Source organism: Ramlibacter sp. (assembly GCF_028292805.1).
Taxonomy (GTDB): domain Bacteria; phylum Pseudomonadota; class Gammaproteobacteria; order Burkholderiales; family Burkholderiaceae_C; genus Ramlibacter.
This window is the reverse complement of sequence record NZ_JAQGLS010000285.1, coordinates 1-19,922: the sequence shown is the minus strand read 5'-3', so window position 1 is coordinate 19,922 and position 19,922 is coordinate 1. Positions and strand designations below refer to the sequence as shown.

18 protein-coding genes are annotated in these 19,922 nt (G+C 67.9%); 9 read left to right on the top strand and 9 right to left on the bottom strand.

Features of this window, described 5'->3' with window-relative positions:
* A partial coding sequence (locus JWP65_RS17365) for an LOG family protein (RefSeq protein ID WP_299765978.1) occupies positions 1-365 on the top strand: 365 nt, incomplete at its 5' end.
* Here JWP65_RS17365 and JWP65_RS17360 read toward each other — a convergent pair.
* From JWP65_RS17360 to JWP65_RS17345, 4 genes are all read right to left on the bottom strand, one after another.
* A complete protein-coding gene (locus JWP65_RS17360) occupies positions 343-1,437 on the bottom strand; it encodes an MFS transporter (protein WP_367280527.1) in 1,095 nt (364 codons plus the stop codon). The two genes, JWP65_RS17365 and JWP65_RS17360, sit on opposite strands and share 23 nt — an antisense overlap.
* A gap of 64 nt (positions 1,438-1,501) precedes the next feature.
* Complete coding sequence (locus tag JWP65_RS17355; RefSeq protein WP_299765979.1) at positions 1,502-2,791, bottom strand: DNA recombination protein RmuC; 1,290 nt, start codon at positions 2,789-2,791, stop codon at positions 1,502-1,504.
* Positions 2,792-2,838: 47 nt separating this feature from the next.
* Complete coding sequence (locus JWP65_RS17350; RefSeq protein ID WP_299765974.1) at positions 2,839-3,825, bottom strand: D-glycerate dehydrogenase; 987 nt, start codon at positions 3,823-3,825, stop codon at positions 2,839-2,841.
* 10 nt (positions 3,826-3,835) lie between these two features.
* On the bottom strand, positions 3,836-5,242 hold the full coding sequence (locus JWP65_RS17345; protein WP_299765972.1) for a sodium:proton antiporter: 1,407 nt from the start codon (positions 5,240-5,242) through the stop codon (positions 3,836-3,838).
* A 184-nt stretch (positions 5,243-5,426) separates the two neighbouring features.
* On the opposite strand from JWP65_RS17345, the gene JWP65_RS17340 reads away from it, so the two are divergent.
* Together JWP65_RS17340 and JWP65_RS17335 are read left to right on the top strand one after the other, a co-directional pair.
* Positions 5,427-5,693, top strand: coding sequence for a CsbD family protein (locus tag JWP65_RS17340; protein WP_299765970.1), 267 nt, complete (start codon positions 5,427-5,429; stop codon positions 5,691-5,693).
* Between the two features lie 11 nt (positions 5,694-5,704).
* Positions 5,705-6,292, top strand: coding sequence for a hypothetical protein (locus JWP65_RS17335; protein WP_299765968.1), 588 nt, complete (start codon positions 5,705-5,707; stop codon positions 6,290-6,292).
* Positions 6,293-6,427: 135 nt separating this feature from the next.
* On the opposite strand, the gene JWP65_RS17330 is transcribed toward JWP65_RS17335, so the two are convergent.
* Genes JWP65_RS17330 through JWP65_RS17320 form a run of 3 tightly spaced genes read right to left on the bottom strand, consistent with a single transcriptional unit; the run spans position 6,428 to position 8,528 of the window.
* Positions 6,428-7,156 (bottom strand): nitroreductase, encoded by a 729-nt coding sequence (locus JWP65_RS17330; protein ID WP_299765966.1) that lies wholly within the window; start codon positions 7,154-7,156, stop codon positions 6,428-6,430.
* The gene (locus tag JWP65_RS17325; protein ID WP_299765964.1) at positions 7,153-7,602 is read right to left on the bottom strand and encodes a thioesterase family protein; all 450 of its coding nucleotides are present in this window, start codon (positions 7,600-7,602) and stop codon (positions 7,153-7,155) included. The genes JWP65_RS17330 and JWP65_RS17325 overlap by 4 nt, the downstream gene beginning before the upstream one ends.
* Entirely contained in the window at positions 7,599-8,528 is a 930-nt protein-coding gene (locus tag JWP65_RS17320; protein WP_299765962.1) for a histone deacetylase, read from the bottom strand. Before JWP65_RS17320 ends, JWP65_RS17325 begins: the two co-directional genes overlap by 4 nt.
* Positions 8,529-8,688: 160 nt before the next feature.
* On the opposite strand from JWP65_RS17320, the gene JWP65_RS17315 reads away from it, so the two are divergent.
* From JWP65_RS17315 to ggt, 4 genes are all read left to right on the top strand, one after another.
* On the top strand, positions 8,689-9,240 hold the full coding sequence (locus JWP65_RS17315; protein WP_299765956.1) for a phasin family protein: 552 nt from the start codon (positions 8,689-8,691) through the stop codon (positions 9,238-9,240).
* Between the two features lie 268 nt (positions 9,241-9,508).
* Positions 9,509-10,546, top strand: a complete 1,038-nt coding sequence (locus tag JWP65_RS17310; protein WP_299765954.1) for an extracellular solute-binding protein — start codon at positions 9,509-9,511, stop codon at positions 10,544-10,546.
* A 101-nt stretch (positions 10,547-10,647) separates the two neighbouring features.
* Positions 10,648-11,406 (top strand): 3-hydroxyacyl-CoA dehydrogenase, encoded by a 759-nt coding sequence (locus JWP65_RS17305; protein WP_299765952.1) that lies wholly within the window; start codon positions 10,648-10,650, stop codon positions 11,404-11,406.
* 54 nt (positions 11,407-11,460) lie between these two features.
* The gene (gene ggt, locus JWP65_RS17300) at positions 11,461-13,263 is read left to right on the top strand and encodes a gamma-glutamyltransferase (RefSeq protein ID WP_299765950.1); all 1,803 of its coding nucleotides are present in this window, start codon (positions 11,461-11,463) and stop codon (positions 13,261-13,263) included.
* Here the strand turns inward: ggt and JWP65_RS17295 are convergent.
* Positions 13,260-14,132 (bottom strand): YihY/virulence factor BrkB family protein, encoded by an 873-nt coding sequence (locus JWP65_RS17295; protein ID WP_299765948.1) that lies wholly within the window; start codon positions 14,130-14,132, stop codon positions 13,260-13,262. The two genes, ggt and JWP65_RS17295, sit on opposite strands and share 4 nt — an antisense overlap.
* Positions 14,133-14,336: 204 nt before the next feature.
* Positions 14,337-15,983, bottom strand: a complete 1,647-nt coding sequence (locus JWP65_RS17290) for an acyl-CoA synthetase (RefSeq protein ID WP_299765946.1) — start codon at positions 15,981-15,983, stop codon at positions 14,337-14,339.
* Positions 15,984-16,041: 58 nt separating this feature from the next.
* On the opposite strand from JWP65_RS17290, the gene dnaG reads away from it, so the two are divergent.
* Entirely contained in the window at positions 16,042-17,850 is a 1,809-nt protein-coding gene (gene dnaG, locus JWP65_RS17285; protein ID WP_299765944.1) for a DNA primase, read from the top strand.
* A 232-nt stretch (positions 17,851-18,082) separates the two neighbouring features.
* A partial coding sequence (locus JWP65_RS17280; protein ID WP_299765942.1) for a sigma-70 family RNA polymerase sigma factor occupies positions 18,083-19,922 on the top strand: 1,840 nt, incomplete at its 3' end.

Sequence of the window (19,922 nt, the reverse complement as noted above, 5' to 3'; positions counted from 1 at the left end):
GCCTGGCGATCGCGCTGCCGATGGAGGAAGAGCCCAACCCGTATGTCACGCCGGCGCTGAGCTTCCGGTTCCACTACTTCGCGATCCGCAAGATGCACTTCATGATGCGGGCCAAGGCGCTGGTGGCCTTTCCCGGCGGCTTCGGCACGCTCGACGAGCTGTTCGAGATCATCACGCTGGTGCAAACGCGCAAGGCGCGCCAGGTGCCGATCGTGCTGTTCGGCTCCGACTACTGGAAGCGGCTGATCAACTTCGAGATGCTGGTGGAGGAAGGCGTGATCTCCGCCGCCGACCTCGACCTGTTCCAGTTCGCCGACGACGCGGAGACGGCCTGGCACCTGATCAAGACGTTTTACCGGCTCTGAGACCCACGGCCAGGCGGCTGCCCAGCCCGACCGCCACCGCCACCGTCCAGAACACCGCGCTGATGCCGACGACGGCGCCGAACGCGCCGAACAGCATCGGCATGGCGACGCTGGAGGCGTTGATGGTCATCATCCGCATGCCCACCGCCTCGCCATGGCGGTGGTGCGGGGTGATCTGGTGCAGCGTGCTCATCACCATCGGCTGCACGCAGCCCAGCGCCACGCCCAGCAGCATCGAGCACACTGCCATCGGCAATGCCGTGTGCATGAAAGGGTAGACGGCGAAGATCAGCGCCGTCGCCACCATCGCACCGGTGATCAAGGCCCACTCGTGGATGCGCGCGGCCAGCATGGGCAGCAGCACGCGCACCAGGGCGGCGGCCGCGGCGAAGCCGCCGAGGATGGTGCCGATCACCGAAGCCGACAGGCCGCGCTCATGGCCCAGCACCGGCACCACGAAGGTGTGCACGTCCCAGCAGGAGGACAGGACCCAGTTCACCAGCATCAGCCGGCGGAACATCGGCTGGCGCCAGAGGTCCCAGGCCTTTCCCCGCCTGGCGCCCGGCGGCGCCTCCACCGGCGGCAGTTCGCGCGCGTCGCGCATCCACCACCAGCACACCAGCGGAAACACCGCCATCAGCAGGAACGCCCAGCGAAAGCCGGCATGGTCGATCACCAGGCCGGCGGCGAACGGGCCGAGGAAGTTGGACACCGCCGGGCCGATCGCCAGCCACGAGAACACCTGCTTGAGCTGGGTCGGGTTCTGCGCGGCGCGCCCCACGTGGCGCTGCAGCGCGATCACGGCGACGCCGGTCGCGCCGCCGGTGAGCATGGCGCCCGCGCACAGCACCGGAAAGATCGGGAATGCCACCGCCATGCCGGCCCCCAGCGTGGCCGCGCCCACGCTCCAGGCCACCGGGCGCTTCAGGCCGTGGCGGTCGGCGTAGCGGCCGGCCGGCAGCGCCAGGAACACCTGCGTCAGGGCGTAGAGGGCCAGCAGCACGCCGACCGCGGCCGGGCTGTAGCCCTCGCGCAGGGCCAGCAGCGGCGAAGCCAGCCGCATGCCGGCCATGCAGGCATGCAGAAACACCTGGCCGGTGATCAGCCGGGCCAACTCGTTGGCGGGGCTGCGTGCCTCAGGGCTCGTTGTCGTCACTGCTGTCTTCGGCCGGCGGCAGCAGCGCCTGCGCCTGCGCCTGCGGCAAGGCTTCCACCACCTTCAGCGCCCGCCGCATCTGCCTGGTGCGGGTCTCGGCCTTCTCCAGCGTGTCGGAGGCCTTTTGCACCTGCTCGCGAATGCGCGAGACCCATTCGCCGTAGCGCTCGAACTCGGTCTTGACCGCGCCCAGCACCTTCCACACCTCGGACGCCTGTTGCTCCAGGGCGAGCGTGCGAAAGCCCATGTGCAGGCTGTTCAACATCGCCAGCAGCGTGGTCGGCCCGGCCAGCGTCACGCGGTAGTCGCGCTGGAGCTTGTCCATCAGGCCGGGGCGGCGCAGCACCTCCGCATACAGGCTCTCGATCGGCAGGAACAGGATCGCGAAATCGGTGGTGTGAGGCGGGCAGAGGTAGGACTCGCAGATGGTCCTGGCTTCCTCGCGGATCCGCACTTCCAGCGCACGGCCGGCGCTGTCGACGCCGGCCGCGTCGGCGCGGTCGTGGGCGTCGAGCAGGCGCTCGTAGTCTTCGCGCGGAAACTTGGCATCGATCGGCAGCCAGACCGGGGTGCCGTCGGCGCTGCGGCCCGGAAAGCGGATGGCGAAGTCCACCCGCTGGTTGCTACGCGGCTTGGTCTCGACCTGCTTGCCGTACTGCTCCGTCGTCAGCACCTGCTCCAGCAGGTTTTCCAGTTGCACCTCGCCGAACATGCCGCGGGTCTTGACGTTGGTCAGCACCCGCTGCAGGTCGCCCACGCCCTGCGCCAGCGACTGCATCTTGCCCAGGCCATGGTGCACCTGCTCCAGCCGCTCGGCCACCTGCTTGAAGCTCTCGCCCAGCCGCGTCTCCAGCGTGCTTTGCAGCTTCTCGTCAACCGTCTGGCGCATCTCCTCCAGCTTGGCGGTATTGGCCTGCTGCAAGGCGGCCAGCTGCGATTCGAGCGTGGCGCGCACTTCGGTCATGCGGCGCGCGTTCGACTCGCCCAGGGCCTGCAGCTGCGTGGCCAGCGTGTCGGCCAGGGTCCTTTGCATCAGCGTCAGCTGCTGGCCGAAGGCGTCGATCTGCACGTTCTGGGTCCGCACTGCTTCCGCGCCCTGCCCCACCACCGCCTGCTGGAAGGTGGCCAGCGTGTGGGTCAGTTCGGTGCGCACGCCGCGCGAGGACTCGCTGATTTCGCGCCGCAGCTCGCGCTCGAGCCGCTCCTGCGCGGCCAGCAGCTCGGCCCGGCCGCCGTCCGGCGGCTGGCGCAGCAGCAGCACGGCGAGCAGGACCACGCTGGTCGCCGCCAGCGCCAGCAGGATCCAGGTGGCGGGGGTCAGGCCGATTTCAGCACTTCCGGATTGAGCGGTGTCAGCGGCTTGCCGTGCACCAGGAACCCGACCAGGTTGTCCGCCGCCAGCTTGGCCATGGCCTTGCGGGTGGGCACGGTGGCGCTGGCGATGTGCGGCGTCAGCACCACGTTGGGCACGGCCAGCAGGTCGGGATGGACCCTGGGTTCGCCCTCGAACACGTCGATGCCGGCGGCGGCGATGACCTTGTCGCGCAGCGCCCTGGCCAAGGCGGCGTCGTCGACGATGCCGCCGCGCGCGATGTTGACCAGCGTCGCGGTCGGCTTCATCTGGGCCAGCTCGGGCGCGCCGATCGCGTGGTGCGATTGCTTCGAATAGGGCAGCACCAGCACCAGGTGGTCGGCCGTGCGCAGCAGTTCGTCCTTGGCTACGTAGCGCGCCTTGCAGGCCGCCTCCAGCTCGGGCACCAGCCGCGAACGGTTGTGATAGATCACGTTCATGCCGAAGCCGTGGGCGCCGCGCCGGGCGATGCCCTGGCCGATGCGGCCCATGCCCAGGATGCCCAGCGTGCTGCCGTGCACGTCGGCGCCGGAGAACATGTCGTAGGCCCACTTGGTCCATTGCCCGGCGCGCAGGTAATGCTCGCTCTCGGTGATGCGGCGGGCCGTGGCCATCAGCAGGGCGAAGCCGAAGTCGGCGGTGGTTTCGGTCAGCACGTCGGGCGTGTTGGTGGCGACCACGCCGGCCGCCGTCATGGCCGGCACGTCGAAGTTGTTGTAGCCCACCGCCATGTTGGCGACGATCTTCAGCCCCGGCGCCGCCGCCAGCGCCTGGGCGTCGATGCGCTCGCTGCCGGTGGTGAAGGCGCCGGCCTTGTCCTTGAGCCGCGCCAGCAGTTCGGTGCGCGGCCAGATGACGTCGGCCTGGTTGTGCTCCACCTCGAAGTGCTGCTCCAGCTGGGCGATGGTGCCGGGAAAGATGGCGCGGGCGACGAGGATGCGGGGTTTGTTCACCAAGGGGATCTCACAGGAACCAGATGAAGGTCATGACCGCGAACAGCGGCAGCAGGATGCCCGTCGACCACGCCATGTAGCCGAAGAAGCTGGGCATTTTGACACCCCGGTCCTCGGCGATCGACTTGACCATGAGGTTGGGCGCGTTGCCGATGTAGCTGTTGGCGCCCATGAACACCGAGCCGGCCGAGATCGCCGCCAGCACCGGGGCCAGCATGGTCATCAGCTGTTGCGGGTCGCCGCCGGCGGTGTTGAAGAACACCAGGTAGGTCGGCGCGTTGTCCAGGAACGAGCTGAGCAGGCCACTGGCCCAGAAATAGGCCGCCGGGCTGGGCGTGCCGTCCGGCCGCGTGACGGCGGCGATCACGGCGCCGAAAGGGCCGTCGATGCCGGCCCGCAGCATCGCGATGACGGGGATGATCGTCAGGAAGATGCCGGCGAACAGCTTGGCCACCTCCAGCATCGGGACCCACGAGAACTGGTTGTCCGCGTGCACCGAGTCCGGCGTGATGCGCAGCGACAGCAAGGTGACGGCGATCAGCCCGAGGTCGCGCACGATGCCGGGCAGCCCCACTTGGGTGCCGGCGATGTCGAAGGCGATGGACGATTTCCAGATGCCGCTCATGAGCACCAGCGCGACCACCGCGCCGAGCAGCCAGAAATTGCGGGCACCGTCAAAGCCGATGCCGCGGGTGTCGGGCGTGGGGTCCACCGGCACGACCTCTTCGCGCTTGCCCACGTACCAGCTGTCCAGCGCGAAGAAGATCAGCAGCAGCGCGCCGACCAGGAACAGCGTCTCCGGAAAGATGTGCTTGACCGTCCAGAAGAAATCCACGCCCTTGAGAAAGCCCAGGAACAGCGGCGGGTCGCCCAGCGGCGTCAGCGAGCCGCCGGCGTTCGAGACGATGAAGATGAAGAACACCACGATGTGGGCGACGTGCTTGCGGTTGTCGTTGGCGCGGATCAGCGGCCGGATCAGCAGCATCGAGGCGCCGGTGGTTCCCATCAGGCTGGCCAGCACGGCGCCGATGCCCAGGATCGCCACGTTCAGCGCCGGCGTGCCGTGCAGGTTGCCGCGGATGTAGATGCCGCCCGAGACGGTGAACAGCGCCGTCAGCAGGATCACGAACGGCAGATATTCGGCCAGCGCGACGTGCACCAGCGCCACGCCGGCGGCCGAGGCGCCGAACAAGGCGGCGAACGGCAGCAGGAAGGCCAGCGCCCAGGCCGCGGCCACCTTGCCAAAGTGGTGGTGCCAGAACCGCGGCGCCAGCAGCGGCAGCAGCGCGATCGACAGCAGGATGCCGGCGAACGGCACGCCCCACAGCGGCGACAAGCGGCTGCCATCGAAATCGGCGGCGGTGGCGAGTTGCGGCAACAACAGGGGCAAGGCCAGCAGCAGCCGGATTCGGTTCATGGATCTCCTGTCGGGCGGTTTTTTTCTTTGGTGGCGGCGCCGAGCATACCCAATCCCCGGGACGCCCTCGCCCCGGCCGGTAGGCGCATGCCTACCCCCCGTGCGGCAGGGCTCCTACCGCACGCCTCAGCTGCGCTGGCTACATTGCCGTGCAGGAGCGCCTGCCGCGCAGGAGAAGGTAAAAATGAACCAAGATCGCATCCAGGGCCGCTGGAAGCAGCTGAAGGGCAAGGTCAGGGAGCAGTGGGGCAAGCTGACCGACGACGACATCGACGTCATTGACGGCCGGCGCGACCAGTTGCTCGGACGCATCCAGCAGCGCCATGGGCAGGCGAGCCAGGCCGGGCCGGGTGAAGCACCCGGCTTCGCCGGCGCCGGACCGGCGGCAGGCCTGCGCTTTGACGACGGCGGCGAGACGGTTGGCGGCCCCGCCCCCGACAAGTCACCATGAAGGACCACTCCATGCACCGCCGCCTCGCCTGGCTCGCAGCCGTCCTGTGCTGCGCCGCCGGCGCCCAGACCACCAGCCCGACCGGCGCCGCCAGCATGAGCCAGGAGGCGTATCGCGCGCAGCAACAGCGCATCGAGGCGGAATACGACGCGATCCAGGCGCGCTGCAAGCCCCTGGACCGCACCGCCCGCAACGTCTGCAACGAGAAGGCGCGCGGCGCCCGCGACGTCTCGGCCGCCGAACTGCAGATGCAGATGAAGCCGACCGCCGACAATGACCAGAAGGTGCGGATGGCCAAGGCCAAGGCGGCCTACGCGGTGACGCTGGAAAGCTGCAAGGCCATGGAAGGCAACGCCCGCGAGGTCTGCCGCAAGGATGCGAAGGCGGTCTACGCCGGTGCCCGGGCCGAGGCCAAGTTGCAAAAGGAAGTGGTCGCCCAGCGCCTGCAGGCCGAGAAGGTGGTTCGCGAGCGCAGCGAGGTCGCCGATCGCGGCGCCGAAGCGCAGTTCAGCGCCGCCCGCGAGCGCTGCGAGATGCTGCCGCCCGAGGGCCGCGAGGCCTGCATGAATGATGCGAAGCAGCGGTTCGGCCGGCCTTAGGCGTCATCGGGCGCAGGGCGGGTCCGGGGCATTGGCACTCGCGGCGCGCGGCAAGCCTGCCTGCCTGCCTGCCTGCCTGCGGGCGCACTGGATCACACGTACGCTTGGCTCCTCAAGCAAGAGTGACGGGACGGGTCAATCGCGCCAGCGCGTGAATCCCGCCACCGGTTCGCGCGGCGTGTGGAAGCCGTTCACCATCTGTGCTTCGTCGGCGTAGCCCAGCGCCATCCCGCAGACCAGCATTTCGTCGGCGCCGGCGCCGATGTGCGGCAGCACGATGCTGGCAAAGCCGTTCCAGGCCGCCTGCGGGCAGGTGTGCAGGCCGTGCCCGCGCGCCGCCACCATGATGTTCTGCAGGAACATGCCGTAGTCCATCAGCGAGCCGCGCCCCAGCACCCGGTCGATGGTGAACATCAGGCCGACCGGCGCGTCGAAGAAGCGGAAGTTGCGCTGGTGCTGCGCATGCATCCTGTCCTTCTCGCCCTTGGTGATGCCCAGCAGCCCATACAGGCCCCAGCCGTTCTCGCGCCGGCGGTCGATGTACGGCGACACCCATTTTTGCGGATAGTAGTCCCACTCCTTCGGATACCGCGCGGCCTGCGCGGGATCTGCGTACAGCGCATCGTGCGCGCTGCAGGCCTTGTCGACCAAGCCGTTCAGGCTGGCGCCCTGCAGCACGTAGGTGCGCCAGGGCTGGGTGTTGGTGCCGGACGGCGCCCGGCTGGCGACATCCAGGATGCTTTCGATGAGCGCTCGCGGCACCGGCCGCTCGCGCAGGAAGGCGCGGCAGGAAAAGCGGCTGGCGATGGCGGCGTCGACGCTGGCCGGGTCGGCCACCACGGTGGTCACTGGCAGCGCGTTCATTGCAGTGCCTGCAGCACGCGGCGCAAGTCGGCGGGCAGCGCCACCGGGCGCCGCTGCGCGCGGTCGACATACACATGCACGAAATGGCCCTTGGCAACCGTCATCTCTTCTCCCTGGAGGAACAACCCAATTTCGTAGCGGACACTGGACTGGCCCATGCGGGCCACGCGCAGGCCGGCTTCCACCACCTGCGGAAACGTGACCGGCGCGAAATAATTGCACTGCGTTTCCACCACCAGGCCGATGGTGGCGCCGTGCTGGATGTCCAGCACGCCGGCGTCCACCAGGTGCGCATTGACCGCGGTGTCGAACCAGCTGTAGTAGACGACGTTGTTGACGTGCCCGTAGGCGTCGTTGTCCATCCAGCGGGTGCCGATCGTGCGGAAGGCGCGGTACGCAGACCGCGCTTGCGGCTGCGGCTTGGCTTCGGTCGGGGTCTCGCTCATCGCCGGCGATTGTGCCAGCGCCCTGCATAGGCGGCCGCCACGGCGAAAGTGTTGACCTGCGCCTGCACCGTGTCCTCGATGCGCCGGCCATAGCCACCGGCCATGGCGAAGGCCAGTGACAGGCCGCGCTGGCAGGCCCAGTCGAAGACGCGCCGGTCGCGCGCCTGCAGCCCGTCCCAGGTGAGCTTCAGGCGCCCGAGCCGGTCGCCCTCATGCGGATCGGCGCCGGCCAGGTAGATCACCAGCCCGGGGTCGAAGCGGTGCGCCAGCTCCTGCAGGGCTGATTCGAGCGCCGACAGGTAGGCGTCGTCGCCGGTGCCGTCCGGCAGCGCCACGTCGAGGTCGCTGGCTTCCTTGCGGAAAGGAAAGTTCTTCTCTCCATGCAGCGACAGGGTGAACACGGACTGGTCGTCGCGGAAGATGCGGGCGGTGCCGTTGCCTTGATGCACGTCGAGATCGATGATCGCCACCCGCAGCGGCCTGCGGTCGCGCCGGGCGTGCTCGGCCTGCATCAGCCGGCTGGCGACGGCCGCGTCGTTGAACACGCAAAAGCCGCCGCCCTTGTCGGCATAGGCATGGTGGGTGCCGCCGGCGATGTTGGCGGCGATGCCATCCTGCAAGGCCGCACGGCAGGCGGCGATGGTCGCGCCGACCGAGCAGCGGGCGCGCTGCGCCATCTGCGGGCTCCACGGGAAGCCGATCTCGCGCATGACGGATGGCGCCGCAGATCCCTCGTGGATGGCCTGGACGTAGGCCGGGCTGTGCACCAGCGCCAGCTGCCCGTCCGTGGCAGGCTCAGCCTGCAGCAGGCGGATGTCGGGCACCTCGGCGGCCAGCCGGTCGCGCAGCAGCTGGTATTTACCCATCGGGAAGCGGTGACCTGGCGGCAGTGGCAAGACGAACTGGGTAGCGTAGAAAACCTGCATTGCATTATTTTGTTGCGGCGCAGCAAAAAGGCTTTGCAAAGCGCGACTACGCCCGTATACTTCGATCCATGCTGCACTGCAACATGCTCCCGGGGACGGCCCGGAAGGTTCAGGGCAGGAAGCGTAAGTCCCCACCTCAACCTCTCCCGGAGCCACACCCATGCTGACCCCTGAACAATTCGCAGCCATCCAGAAGGCCAACGTCGAAACCCTGTTCGGCCTGACCACCAAGGCCTTCGAAGGCATCGAAAAGCTCGTCGAGCTGAACCTGACCGCCTCCAAGGCTGCGCTGTCCGAAGCCGCCGAGACCACCCAGTCCCTGCTGGGCGTCAAGGATGCCCAGGAACTGCTGGCCCTGCAAGCGGCCCTGTTCCAGCCCCTGGCCGAGAAGACCGCTGCCTACAGCCGTCACCTGTACGACATCGGCTCCTCCACCGGCGCCGAGTTCGGCCGTGCCTTGGAAGGCCAGGTCGCCGAAGCCCAGCAGAAGTTCCTGTCCGTGGTGGACAACGCCGCCAAGAACGCCCCCGCCGGTTCCGAGACCGCCGTGGCCGTGTTCAAGAGCGCCGTTGCGGCCGGCAACAACGCCCTGGAATCGGTCCAGAAGGCCGTCAAGCAAGCCGCCGACGTCGCCGAAGCGAACTTCAACGCCGTCGCCAGCCAGGCCGTGACCGCCTCCAAGGGTGCCAAGGCCAAGCGCGCGTCCGCCTGAATTTGAAAAAGCGGGATCCTGACGCCATCCCGGTGGCGCAGGAACTCTTCTCCCGCGGGAGTGTCCATCACGTCACTCTCGCGACCGAGAGTTCTTCAGGTTGTCTCCTCGGGTCCTTCGACACCTTCACCGGTTCAGGATCCTTCAGCCCCCAGTCGCAAGACTGGGGGCCTTTTTATTGCCGGGCGCCGACGCGGACAAGATTGAGAATGATTCGCGTTTGCCTTATGATGGCGAAATCCTCTTTCCCGCTCCCTCGAAGGACCCCATGATCCACAAGGCAATCGCCGTCGCGGCCCTGCTGGCCGCCGCCACTTCGGTGGCCGCCCAGGACCAGGTTCTGAACCTGTACTCCGCCCGCCACTACTCGACCGACGAAGCGCTGTACGCGAACTTCACCAAGGCCACCGGCATCAAGATCAACCGCGTGGACGCCGACGACGCCGGCATCCTGGCCCGCCTCAAGGCCGAAGGCACGGCCTCGCCGGCGGACGTGATCCTGCTGGTCGACGCCGCCCGCCTGGTCAAAGGCGACCAGGACGGCCTGTTCCGGCCCATCAAGTCCAAGCTGCTGGAAGACGCGATCCCGGCGCAATACCGCGCCAGCACCGCCGAAGGCTCCACCTGGTTCGGCTTCTCCACCCGCGCCCGCGTGGTGGTGTACGACAAAGTCAAGGTCAAGCGCGAGGACGTCGACACCTACGAGGAACTGGCCGACCCGAAGAACAGGGGCAAGGTCTGCCTGCGCTCGGGCTCGCACCCTTACAACCTGTCGCTGTTCGGCGCCGTCCTGCAGCACGCCGGGGAGCAGCAGACGGAAACCTGGCTCAAGGGCATCGTCGCCAACATGGCGCGCTCGCCCAAGGGCGGCGACACCGACCAGATCAAGGCCGTTGGCAGCGGCGAGTGCCAGGTGGCGGTGAGCAACAGCTACTACATCGCGCGCCTGCTGCGCTCCACCGCGCCGGAAGACAAGGCGCTGATGGGGCGCGTTGGCATCGTGTTCCCCAACCAGGGAACCTGGGGCACCCACATGAACATTGCCGGTGGCGCGGTGGCCCGGAACGCCAAGCACCCGGAAGCGGCCGTCAAGTTCCTGGAATACCTGGCCGGCGCGGAGGCGCAGAACTACTTCGCCAACGGCAACAACGAGTGGCCCACGGCCAAGGGCGTGAAGACATCCAACCCGGCGCTGCAGGCCATGAGCGGCGGCGGCGACTTCAAGGCCGAGACCATCCCGCTGGCGGCGGTCGGGGCCAACACGGTCAAGGTGCAGCAGATGCTGGACCGCGTGGGATTCAAATAGCGCATTGCATATGGCAAGCAGGAGGAGCCCGCCGAGCGCGGGCTTTTTCTTGCCCGATAATTGACGCGAACGTGAACGTCAACGTCACACCAGGAGCAGGCATGGACATCCAGGGCAAGGTCTTCATCGTCACCGGCGGCGCATCGGGCCTTGGCGAGGGCACGGCGCGCATGCTGGCCGCCAACGGCGGCAAGGTCGTCATCGCCGACATGCAGGTCGAAAAAGGCGAAGCCGTCGCCAAGGACATCGGCGGCGCGTTCGTCAAGTGCGACGTCAGCCAGGAAGCCGACGGCCAGGCGGTGGTCGCCAAGGCCGTTGCCATGGGCAAGCTGATGGGCCTGGTCAACTGCGCCGGCATCGCGCCGGCCGAAAAGACCGTGGGCAAGAACGGCGCCCACAGCCTGGCCGTCTTCAGCAAGACCATCATGGTCAACCTGGTGGGCAGCTTCAACATGATCCGCCTGGCCTCCGAAGCCATGAGCAGGAACGAGCCCGAAGCCACCGGCGAGCGCGGCTGCCTGATCTCGACCGCCTCGGTCGCCGCCTATGACGGCCAGATCGGCCAGGCCGCGTACAGCGCCTCCAAGGGCGGCGTGGTCGGCATGACGCTGCCGATCGCGCGCGACCTGGCGCGCAACGGCATCCGCAACATGACGATCGCGCCCGGCATCTTCGGCACGCCCATGATGTTCGGCATGCCCGAGGAAGTGCAGAAGTCGCTGGCCGCCAGCGTGCCGTTCCCGTCGCGCCTGGGCACGCCGCAGGACTACGCCAAGCTGGCCAGGCACATCTTCGAGAACGACATGCTCAACGGCGAGGTGATCCGCCTGGACGGCGCGATCCGGCTGGCGCCCAAGTAGGCCCCCGGGGCGGCGCTGCCGCCCTATAGTGGGCGGCCAAGGAGAACAACCACCATGCGCCGCCCCATCCTCTCGCTGCTGGCCACGGCCTGCCTGCTGGCCGCCTGCGCCACCGCGCCCGGCAACTTTGCCTACACCGTTCCCGAGCAGCCCGAAGCTGCTTCCGGCATCACGGCCAAGCCCGGCTGGGCGACCACGAAGTTCGCCGTCGCCGCGGCCAACCCGCTCGCCACCGACGCCGGCTACCAGGTGCTGCGGGCCGGCGGCTCGGCCATCGACGCCGCGGTCGCGGTGCAGATGGTGCTGACGCTGGTGGAGCCGCAGTCCAGCGGGATCGGCGGCGGCGCCTTCCTGCTGCATTCCGATGGCCGCCAGGTCGAGGCCTTCGACGGCCGCGAAACGGCGCCGGCCGCGGCCGACGAGCGCCTGTTCCTGGGCGCCGACGGCAAGCCCCTGCCGTTCTACGAAGCCGTGGTCGGCGGCCGCTCGGTCGGCGTGCCCGGCACGGTGCGGCTGCTGGAGATGGCGCACCGCCAGCACGGCAAGCTGCCCTGGGCCACGCTGTTCCAGCCGGCGATCGCGCTGGCCGAGAGCGGCTTCAAGGTCAGCCCGCGGCTGAACACCCTGGTCAAGGCCGACGCCCACCTGAAGCAAGACCCGACCGCCGCCGCCTACTTCTACGCTGGCAACGGGCAAGCGCATGCCGTCGGCCACCTGCTGCGCAACCCTGAACTGGCCGCCGTGCTGCGGCGCATCGCCAGCGAAGGCTCGCGCGCGTTCTACGAAGGCGACATTGCCCGCGCCATCGTCGACAAGGTGCAGCGGCACCCGACCAACCCCGGCCGGCTGTCGATGGCGGACCTGGCCGGCTACCAGCCCAAGCAGCGCGCGCCGCTGTGCCACGACTACCGCTCGCATGGCCGCGACTTCAACGTCTGCGGCTTTCCGCCGCCCTCGTCGGGTGCGATCGCCGTTGGCCAGATCCTGGGCATCCTGGGCCGCACCCAGGCCGCCACGCTGCCGCTGCAGGACGGCCTGCCTTCGGCCGACTGGCTGCACCTGTACACCGAGGCATCGCGCCTGGCCTTCGCCGACCGCGCCCAGTACGTGGCCGATCCCGACTTCGTGCAGCCGCCCGGCGGCAGCTGGATGAGCCTGCTGGCGCCCGACTACCTGGCGCAGCGCGCGCGGCTGATCCAGCCGGCCGGCCCCAGCATGAAGACGGCAACGCCCGGCACGCCCGGCCGGGTGGCCACCAGCCATGCGCCCATGCCGGCGCAGCCGGAATACGGCACCTCGCACATCAGCATCATCGACGGTCAAGGCAATGCGCTGGCCATGACCACCACCATCGAAGACCAGTTCGGCGCCCGCCAGATGGTCAAGGGCTTCCTGCTGAACAACGAGCTGACCGACTTCAGCTTCGAGCCGGCCGACGCACAGGGCCAGCCGATTGCCAACCGGGTGCAGCCGGGCAAGCGCCCGCGCTCGTCGATGGCGCCGACCCTGGTCTTCGACAAGGCCACGAAGCAGCTGGTGATGACCGGCGGCAGCCCGGGCGGCGCGCTGATCATCCACTTCACCGCCAAGACGCTCTACGGCGTGCTGAACTGGGGCCTGACGCCGCAGCAGGCCATTGACATGCCCAACTTCGCCTCGTTGAACGGCCCCAGCCTGCTGGAGGAAAAGCGTTTCCCGCCGGCCACCGTGGAGGCGCTGCGCGCCCGCGGCGCCGAGGTGCGCGAGCAGGCCCTGACCAGCGGCCTGCAGGCGATCACGGTGGGCAATGCGCACGGCACGCCGGTGCTGCTCGGTGGCGCCGACCCGCGCCGCGAAGGCATCGTGATGGGAGATTAGGTTCCGACTTTTCGCTCGATCCGCTCGTACTCGGAGATCACCTGCGCGCCCAGCAGCAGCAAGGTGGCGGCGATCTCCAGGCTCAGGAGCACCACGATGGCGGTGGTGAGCGAGCCGTAGACCAGGCTCACCTGCGACAGGCTGCTGAAGTACCAGACCAGCACGTGGCGGGTGATCTCCCACAGCAGCGCCGCGGTGGCCCCGCCGATCAGCGCGTGCCGCCAGGACAGCTTGCCCACCGGCATCACCATGTAGACCGATGTCAGCAGGAAGATCTCGCCGCCCAGGCCCAGCAGGTACAGCAGCACGCCGGAGATGCCTTGCAGCGACCGTTCGTTGCCCATGACCGTCACACTGTTCTCGCCCATGGCCTGCAGGCTACCGGCCACCACAGTGACGATCAGGAAGCCGACACCCAGCGACAGGATGTAGAAATAAGGCAGCAGCGCCGACACCATGTAATGCCGGCGCCGCACCGCGAATCGGTGCAGGAAGATCACCGACATCGCCTTTTCCAGCACGGTGAACCCCAGCGAGCTGAAGAACAGCATGGTGACCAGCAGCACCCAGCCCATCACGCCGCGATGCTGCACGAAGTTGCCCAGTTCGACGACGATGGCGCGCGCCTGCCCGGGCATCAGCCATTCCAGGTAGCGGCCCAGGGTCGCCAGCAGCTCCTGGGTGTCGACCCAGTGCGACAGGCCGATCACCACCAGGATCAGCAGGGGGACCACCGACAACAGGGCGTAGTAGGCGACGGCGCCGGCCAGCAGCAACCCCTGGTTGGACTGGAAGCCGCGCAGCACCCGCAGCGCGAACGTGCCGGGATGGGCGACCACAAAGGCGCCCGCAGGGCTGAGTACACGCATGCCGCCGAGTATGCCGCCCCGGCGCAGGAGCAGGGGGCGCGGATTACACGGGGCCCGAGCTGTAGCGGGCGTGCGATGCCGAAAGTTCATGCGCTGGCGATGAAAAAACCAGTCGCTGTCACTGCTGGCTCGAACCGCAATCCAGGCCGGCGGCCGCACGATCGCAGCCGGATCCGGGGCCAAGCCCCGGATGACAAGCTCAGCTCAAACGTCGATCGCCGCCGCCGAGCCGGCCTGCTTGCGCAGCTCGAACTTCTGGATCTTCCCGGTCGACGTCTTGGGCAGCTCGCCGAACACCACCGCCTTGGGCACCTTGAAGCCAGCAAGGTGCTTGCGGCAATGCGCCACGACCTCTTGGGCGGTCAGCCTCGAGCCGGCCTTGAGCTCGACGAAGGCGCAAGGCGTCTCGCCCCACTTCGGGTCCGGCTTGGCCACCACGGCGGCGGCCAGCACCTCCGGGTGCCGGTACAGCACGTCCTCGACCTCGATCGACGAAATGTTCTCGCCGCCGGAGATGATGATGTCCTTGCTGCGGTCCTTGATCTTGATGTAGCCGTCGGGGAACTGCACGGCCAGGTCGCCGGTGTGGTACCAGCCGCCGGCAAAAGCCTCGGCGGTCGCCTTGGCGTTCTTGAGGTAACCCTTCATCGTGATGTTGCCGCGGAACATGATCTCGCCCATGGTTTCGCCGTCCCACGGCACCGGCTCCATGGTCTTCGCATCGAGCACGCGGGCGCTGTGCTGCAGGTGGTAGCGCACACCCTGGCGGGCATTGAGGCGGGCCCGCTCGCCGATGTCCAGGCTGTCCCATTCCTGGTGCCGGGCGCAGGCGGTGGCCGGCCCGTACACCTCGGTCAAGCCGTAGACGTGGGTCAGGTCGAAGCCCATCTGCTCCAGGCCCTCGATCAGCGACGCCGGCGGCGCCGCGCCCGCCACCATCGCCTTGACGCCGCGCGGCAGGCCCCGCTTCAGCTCGTCGGGCGAATTCACCAGCAGCGCGTGCACGATCGGAGCGCCGCAGTAGTGGGTGACGCCGTGCTCGCGGATCGCATCCGCCATGGCCCTGGCTTCCACCTTGCGCAGGCAGACGTTGACGCCGGCGCGCGCCGCCACCGTCCACGCAAAGCACCAGCCATTGCAATGGAACATGGGCAGCGTCCACAGGTAGACCGGATGCTTGGCCAGATCCCATTCGAGGATGTTGGAGATGGCGTTGCTGGCCGCGCCCCGGTGGTGGTAGACCACGCCCTTGGGGTTGCCCGTCGTGCCGCTGGTGTAGTTCAGCGCGATCGCGTCCCATTCGTCGGCCGGCAGTTGCCAGGCGAACTCCGGGTCGCCGCCGGCCAGCAAGGCTTCGTAGGTGGTGCTGCCGATGCGCCTGCCCTGCCCGGTGAACAGCGCGTCCTCGACGTCGATCACCAGCAGCGGCCGGGCCTCCTTGCGCAGCGCGATCGCCTGGGCCATCACGCCGGCGAACTCCACGTCGACCAGCACCGCCTTGGCCTCGCCGTGGTCCAGCATGAAGGCGATTGCCTCCGGGTCGAGCCGGGTGTTCATCGCGTTGAGGACGGCGCCGGCCATCGGAATGCCGAAGTGCGCCTCCACCATGGGCGGCGTGTTGGGCAGCATCACTGCCACCGTGTCGTTCTTGCCCAAGCCGGCGCGCGCCAGGGCGCTGGCCAGCTGCCGGCAACGCGCGTAGGTCTCGCCCCAGGTGCGGCGCAACGGGCCGTGGACGATGGCGATGCGCTGCGGATAAACCTCCGCGCTGCGCTCCAGGAAGGCCAGCGGCGACAGCGGCGTGTGGTTCGCCGCGGTGCGCGGCAGGTCCTGGTCGAAGATGCTGGCCATGGCTATTGTCTCCATCGGATCGGTGTCCGCTCCGCAGTAGGTAAGAATACGCCCAGGCATGACCATCCCCCAGAACTTCATCCAGGAACTGCTAGCGCGCGCCGACGTGGTGGAGATCGTCGGCCGCCACGTCCAGCTGAAGAAGACCGGCGCCAACTTCTCCGGCCTGTGCCCGTTCCATGCCGAGAAAAGCCCTTCCTTCACCGTCAGCCCCAGCAAGCAGTTTTTCCACTGCTTCGGCTGCGGCAAGAACGGCAATGCCCTGGGCTTCCTGGTCGACTACGCCGGCATGAACTTCGTGGAGGCCGTCAAGGACCTGGCCGGCCAGTACGGCATGCAGGTGCCCGAAGAAGACATCCCGCCGGCCGAGCGGGCGCGCCAGGCCGAGCAGCGCCAAAAGCAGGCGACGCTGGGCGATGTGCTGGAAAAGGCCGGCGCTGCGTACCGCAAGCAGCTGAAGATCTCGCCACGCGCCGTCGACTACCTCAAGGGCCGGGGCGTGTCCGGCGAGATCGCCAGGCAGTACGGGCTGGGCTACGCGCCCGAGGGCTGGCGCAGCCTGGCCAGCGTGTTCCCCGAGTACGACGACCCGTTGCTGGCCGAAAGCGGCCTGGTGATCGTCAACGAGGAAGATGACAAGCGCTACGACCGCTTTCGCGACCGCGTGATGTTCCCGATCCGCAACGTCAAGGGCGAGTGCATCGGCTTTGGCGGCCGGGTGCTGGGCGACGAAAAACCCAAGTACCTGAACTCGCCGGAGACTCCCGTCTTCAGCAAGGGCCGCGAGCTGTACGGTCTGTTCGAGGCCCGCAACGCCTTGCGCGAACTGGGCTACGTGCTGGTGACGGAGGGCTACATGGACGTGGTGGCACTGGCCCAGCTGGGCTTTCCGAACGCGGTGGCCACGCTGGGCACGGCCTGCACCACCGACCACGTGCAAAAGCTGTTTCGCTTCACCGACAGTGTGGTGTTCAGCTTCGACGGCGACGCCGCCGGCCGCCGCGCCGCGCGCAAGGCGCTCGACGGCGCCCTGCCCTATGCCAGCGACGTGCGCAGCGTCAAGTTCCTGTTCCTGCCCCCCGAGCACGACCCCGACAGCTTCATCCGCGCGAACGGCCGCGATGCCTTCGCCAAGTACGTGGCGGACGCCACGCCGCTGTCACGCTTCCTGCTCGAGGCGGCGCGCGAAGGCCTGGACCTCAATTCCGCCGAAGGCCGGGCCCATTTCGCGGCCAATGCCAAGCCGCTGTGGAGCCAGTTGCCGGAAGGGGCGCTCAAGACCCAGCTGCTGGGGGAGATCGCCGAGCTGGTGCAGCTCAATTCGCGCGAGCTGGCGGACGTCTGGGAAGGCCGCAGCCCGCTCGCCGCGCGCAAGGAAGCCCGCCCCCGCTGGCAGCCGCCAAACCGCGACAAGAGCATGGAACCGCCGCGCCAGCGGGTGCCGGGCCGCGCCCTGCCCACCAACCGCGCCACCCGGGCCTTGCAGATCCTGTTCTCGCAGCCACATGCCTGGGAGCGGCTCAGCCACGACGAGCATCACTTGCTGTGCGAGCTGCCGGCGCCGCACGGCGCCCTCTTCAGCTGGCTCGACGCCCAGCACCATGACCACGGCGCCTTGCCCTGGGGCATGCTGCGCGAGGCGCTGGCGGGTCATCCGCACGAGGAGTTCGCGGTGGCGGAGATGGCCAAGTTGCCGCCGGAGATCGAAAGCGATCCGGCGGAGCTGGCCGACATCCTGGCCAAGGAGCGCAAGCGCAGCCAGGAGGAGGAGCGCAACCGCCTGGCGGCTGCCGCGGCCACCGATCCGCAGGCCTACCAGCGGCTCAAGGCGCTGATAGAAGCGCAAAAACTCGCAGCCAAGCCTTGAAATCCGGCGACAAACGTATAATGTAGGGTTTGCTGGCAAGAGCGACAGCAGTACCTTCCGGACCGGCCAGCCGTGCAACGCACGGCGCTCCCAAGCGAGCACAGGCCAAATTACCGCAAGGGCTGCACTCCAAATGTTCGCCCATCCATCTTGCCCATGAGGCCCTGGTCGGCCTGATCGCTCACGCCTGCGCGCGGGCGAATTCTTCGTTTTCGTCTTGTCCCGAGGTCTTATGCCCGCCACGAAGTCCGCGAAGCCTGTCAAGCCCGCAGCGAAACCTGCCGACCACAAGCCAGTCAAACCATCGGTTCAACCCGCGAAAGCAGCCAAAACCCAGCTGAAGGTCGTCAGGAACGACAAGCCGGTGTCCAAAGCCTCCGCCAAGCCCGCAACGAAAGTAGTTCAGCCCGTGCCCACGAAGTCCCCCGCCAAGGTCGAAAAAGCCCCCGCCAAGGAAGAAGCGAAGAAGCCCGCCAAGTCCGGGGCCCCCGCCGCTGACGAATCCCTGAAGAAGAAGCCGGGCCGCCCGCCCAAGGCGGTTGCCGCGGGCGAAGCGCCGAAGGCGGCCGGTGCCAAGCGCGGCCGCAAGCCCAAGGACGCCGGCTCCAAGCCGGGCCTGGGCGGCGAGGATGTCGATCTGGGCGACGTCGAAGCCGAATTCGCCGACGCCGAGCCGGTGGTGGTGGAAGCGGTGGCCGAAAAGGTCAAGCCGCTGCGCATGAAGATCAGCAAGGCCAAGGAACGCGCGCTGATGAAGGAATTCGGCCTGGACGAAGCCGTCCTGTCCGAGGAAGACATGGCCAAGCGGCGCCAGCGCCTGAAGATGCTGATCACGCTGGGCAAGACGCGCGGCTACCTGACGCACTCGGAGATCTCCGACCACCTTCCCGACAAGCTGATCGACGCCGAAACCATGGAAGTCGTGGTGTCGATGCTGAACGACCTGGGCGTGGCGGTGTACGAGCAGACGCCGGATGCCGAGATGCTGCTGCTGAACAACACGACGCCGACGGCAGCGACGGTCGAGGAAGCGGAAGAAGAAGCCGAAGCCGCCCTGTCCACCGTGGACAGCGAATTCGGCCGCACCACCGACCCCGTGCGCATGTACATGCGCGAGATGGGCACGGTCGAACTGCTCACGCGTGAAGGCGAAATCGAGATCGCCAAGCGCATCGAAGGCGGGCTGATGGCGATGATGGAGGCGATCTCCGCCTCGCCCGCCACCATCGCCGAGATCCTGCGGCTGGCCGCGGAAATCCGCGAAGGCAAGATCGTCATCTCCACCGTGGTGGACGGCTTCTCGAACCCGAACGAAGCCGACGACTACGTGGCCGAGGAAGACTTCGACGAATTCGACGCCGACGACGACGACGACGGCTCGGGCGGCTCCAAGGCGCTGACCAAGAAGCTGGAAGAGCTCAAGAACCAGGCGCTGGAGCGCTTCGACCGCATCGCCTCGCTGTTCGAGAAGGTCCACAAGGTCTACGACAAGGAAGGCTGGGGCACGCCCGCCTACCACAAGGCGCAGCACGCCCTGTCCGAGGAGCTGATGACCATCCGCTTCACGGCCAAGACCATCGAGAAGCTGTGCGACATGGTGCGCGCGCAGGTCGACGACGTGCGCAAGAAAGAGCGCGAGCTGCGCCGCATCGTCGTGGACAAGTGCGGCATGCCGCAGGAAACCTTCATCAAGGACTTCCCGGCCAACCTGCTGAACCTCAAGTGGGTGGAAAAGCAGGCGGCCGCCGGCAAGCCCTGGAGCGTCATCATCGCCCGCAACGTGCCGGCGATCCAGGAACTGCAGCAGAAGCTGACGGACATCCAGTCGCGCGTCGTGGTCCCGCTGGCCGAGCTGAAGGAAATCAACCGCCGCATGAACGAGGGCGAGTCGTCCTCGCGCGACGCCAAGAAGGAAATGATCGAAGCCAACTTGCGGCTCGTGATTTCCATCGCCAAGAAGTACACCAACCGCGGCCTGCAGTTCCTGGACCTGATCCAGGAAGGCAACATCGGCCTGATGAAGGCGGTCGACAAGTTCGAATACCGCCGCGGCTACAAGTTCTCGACCTATG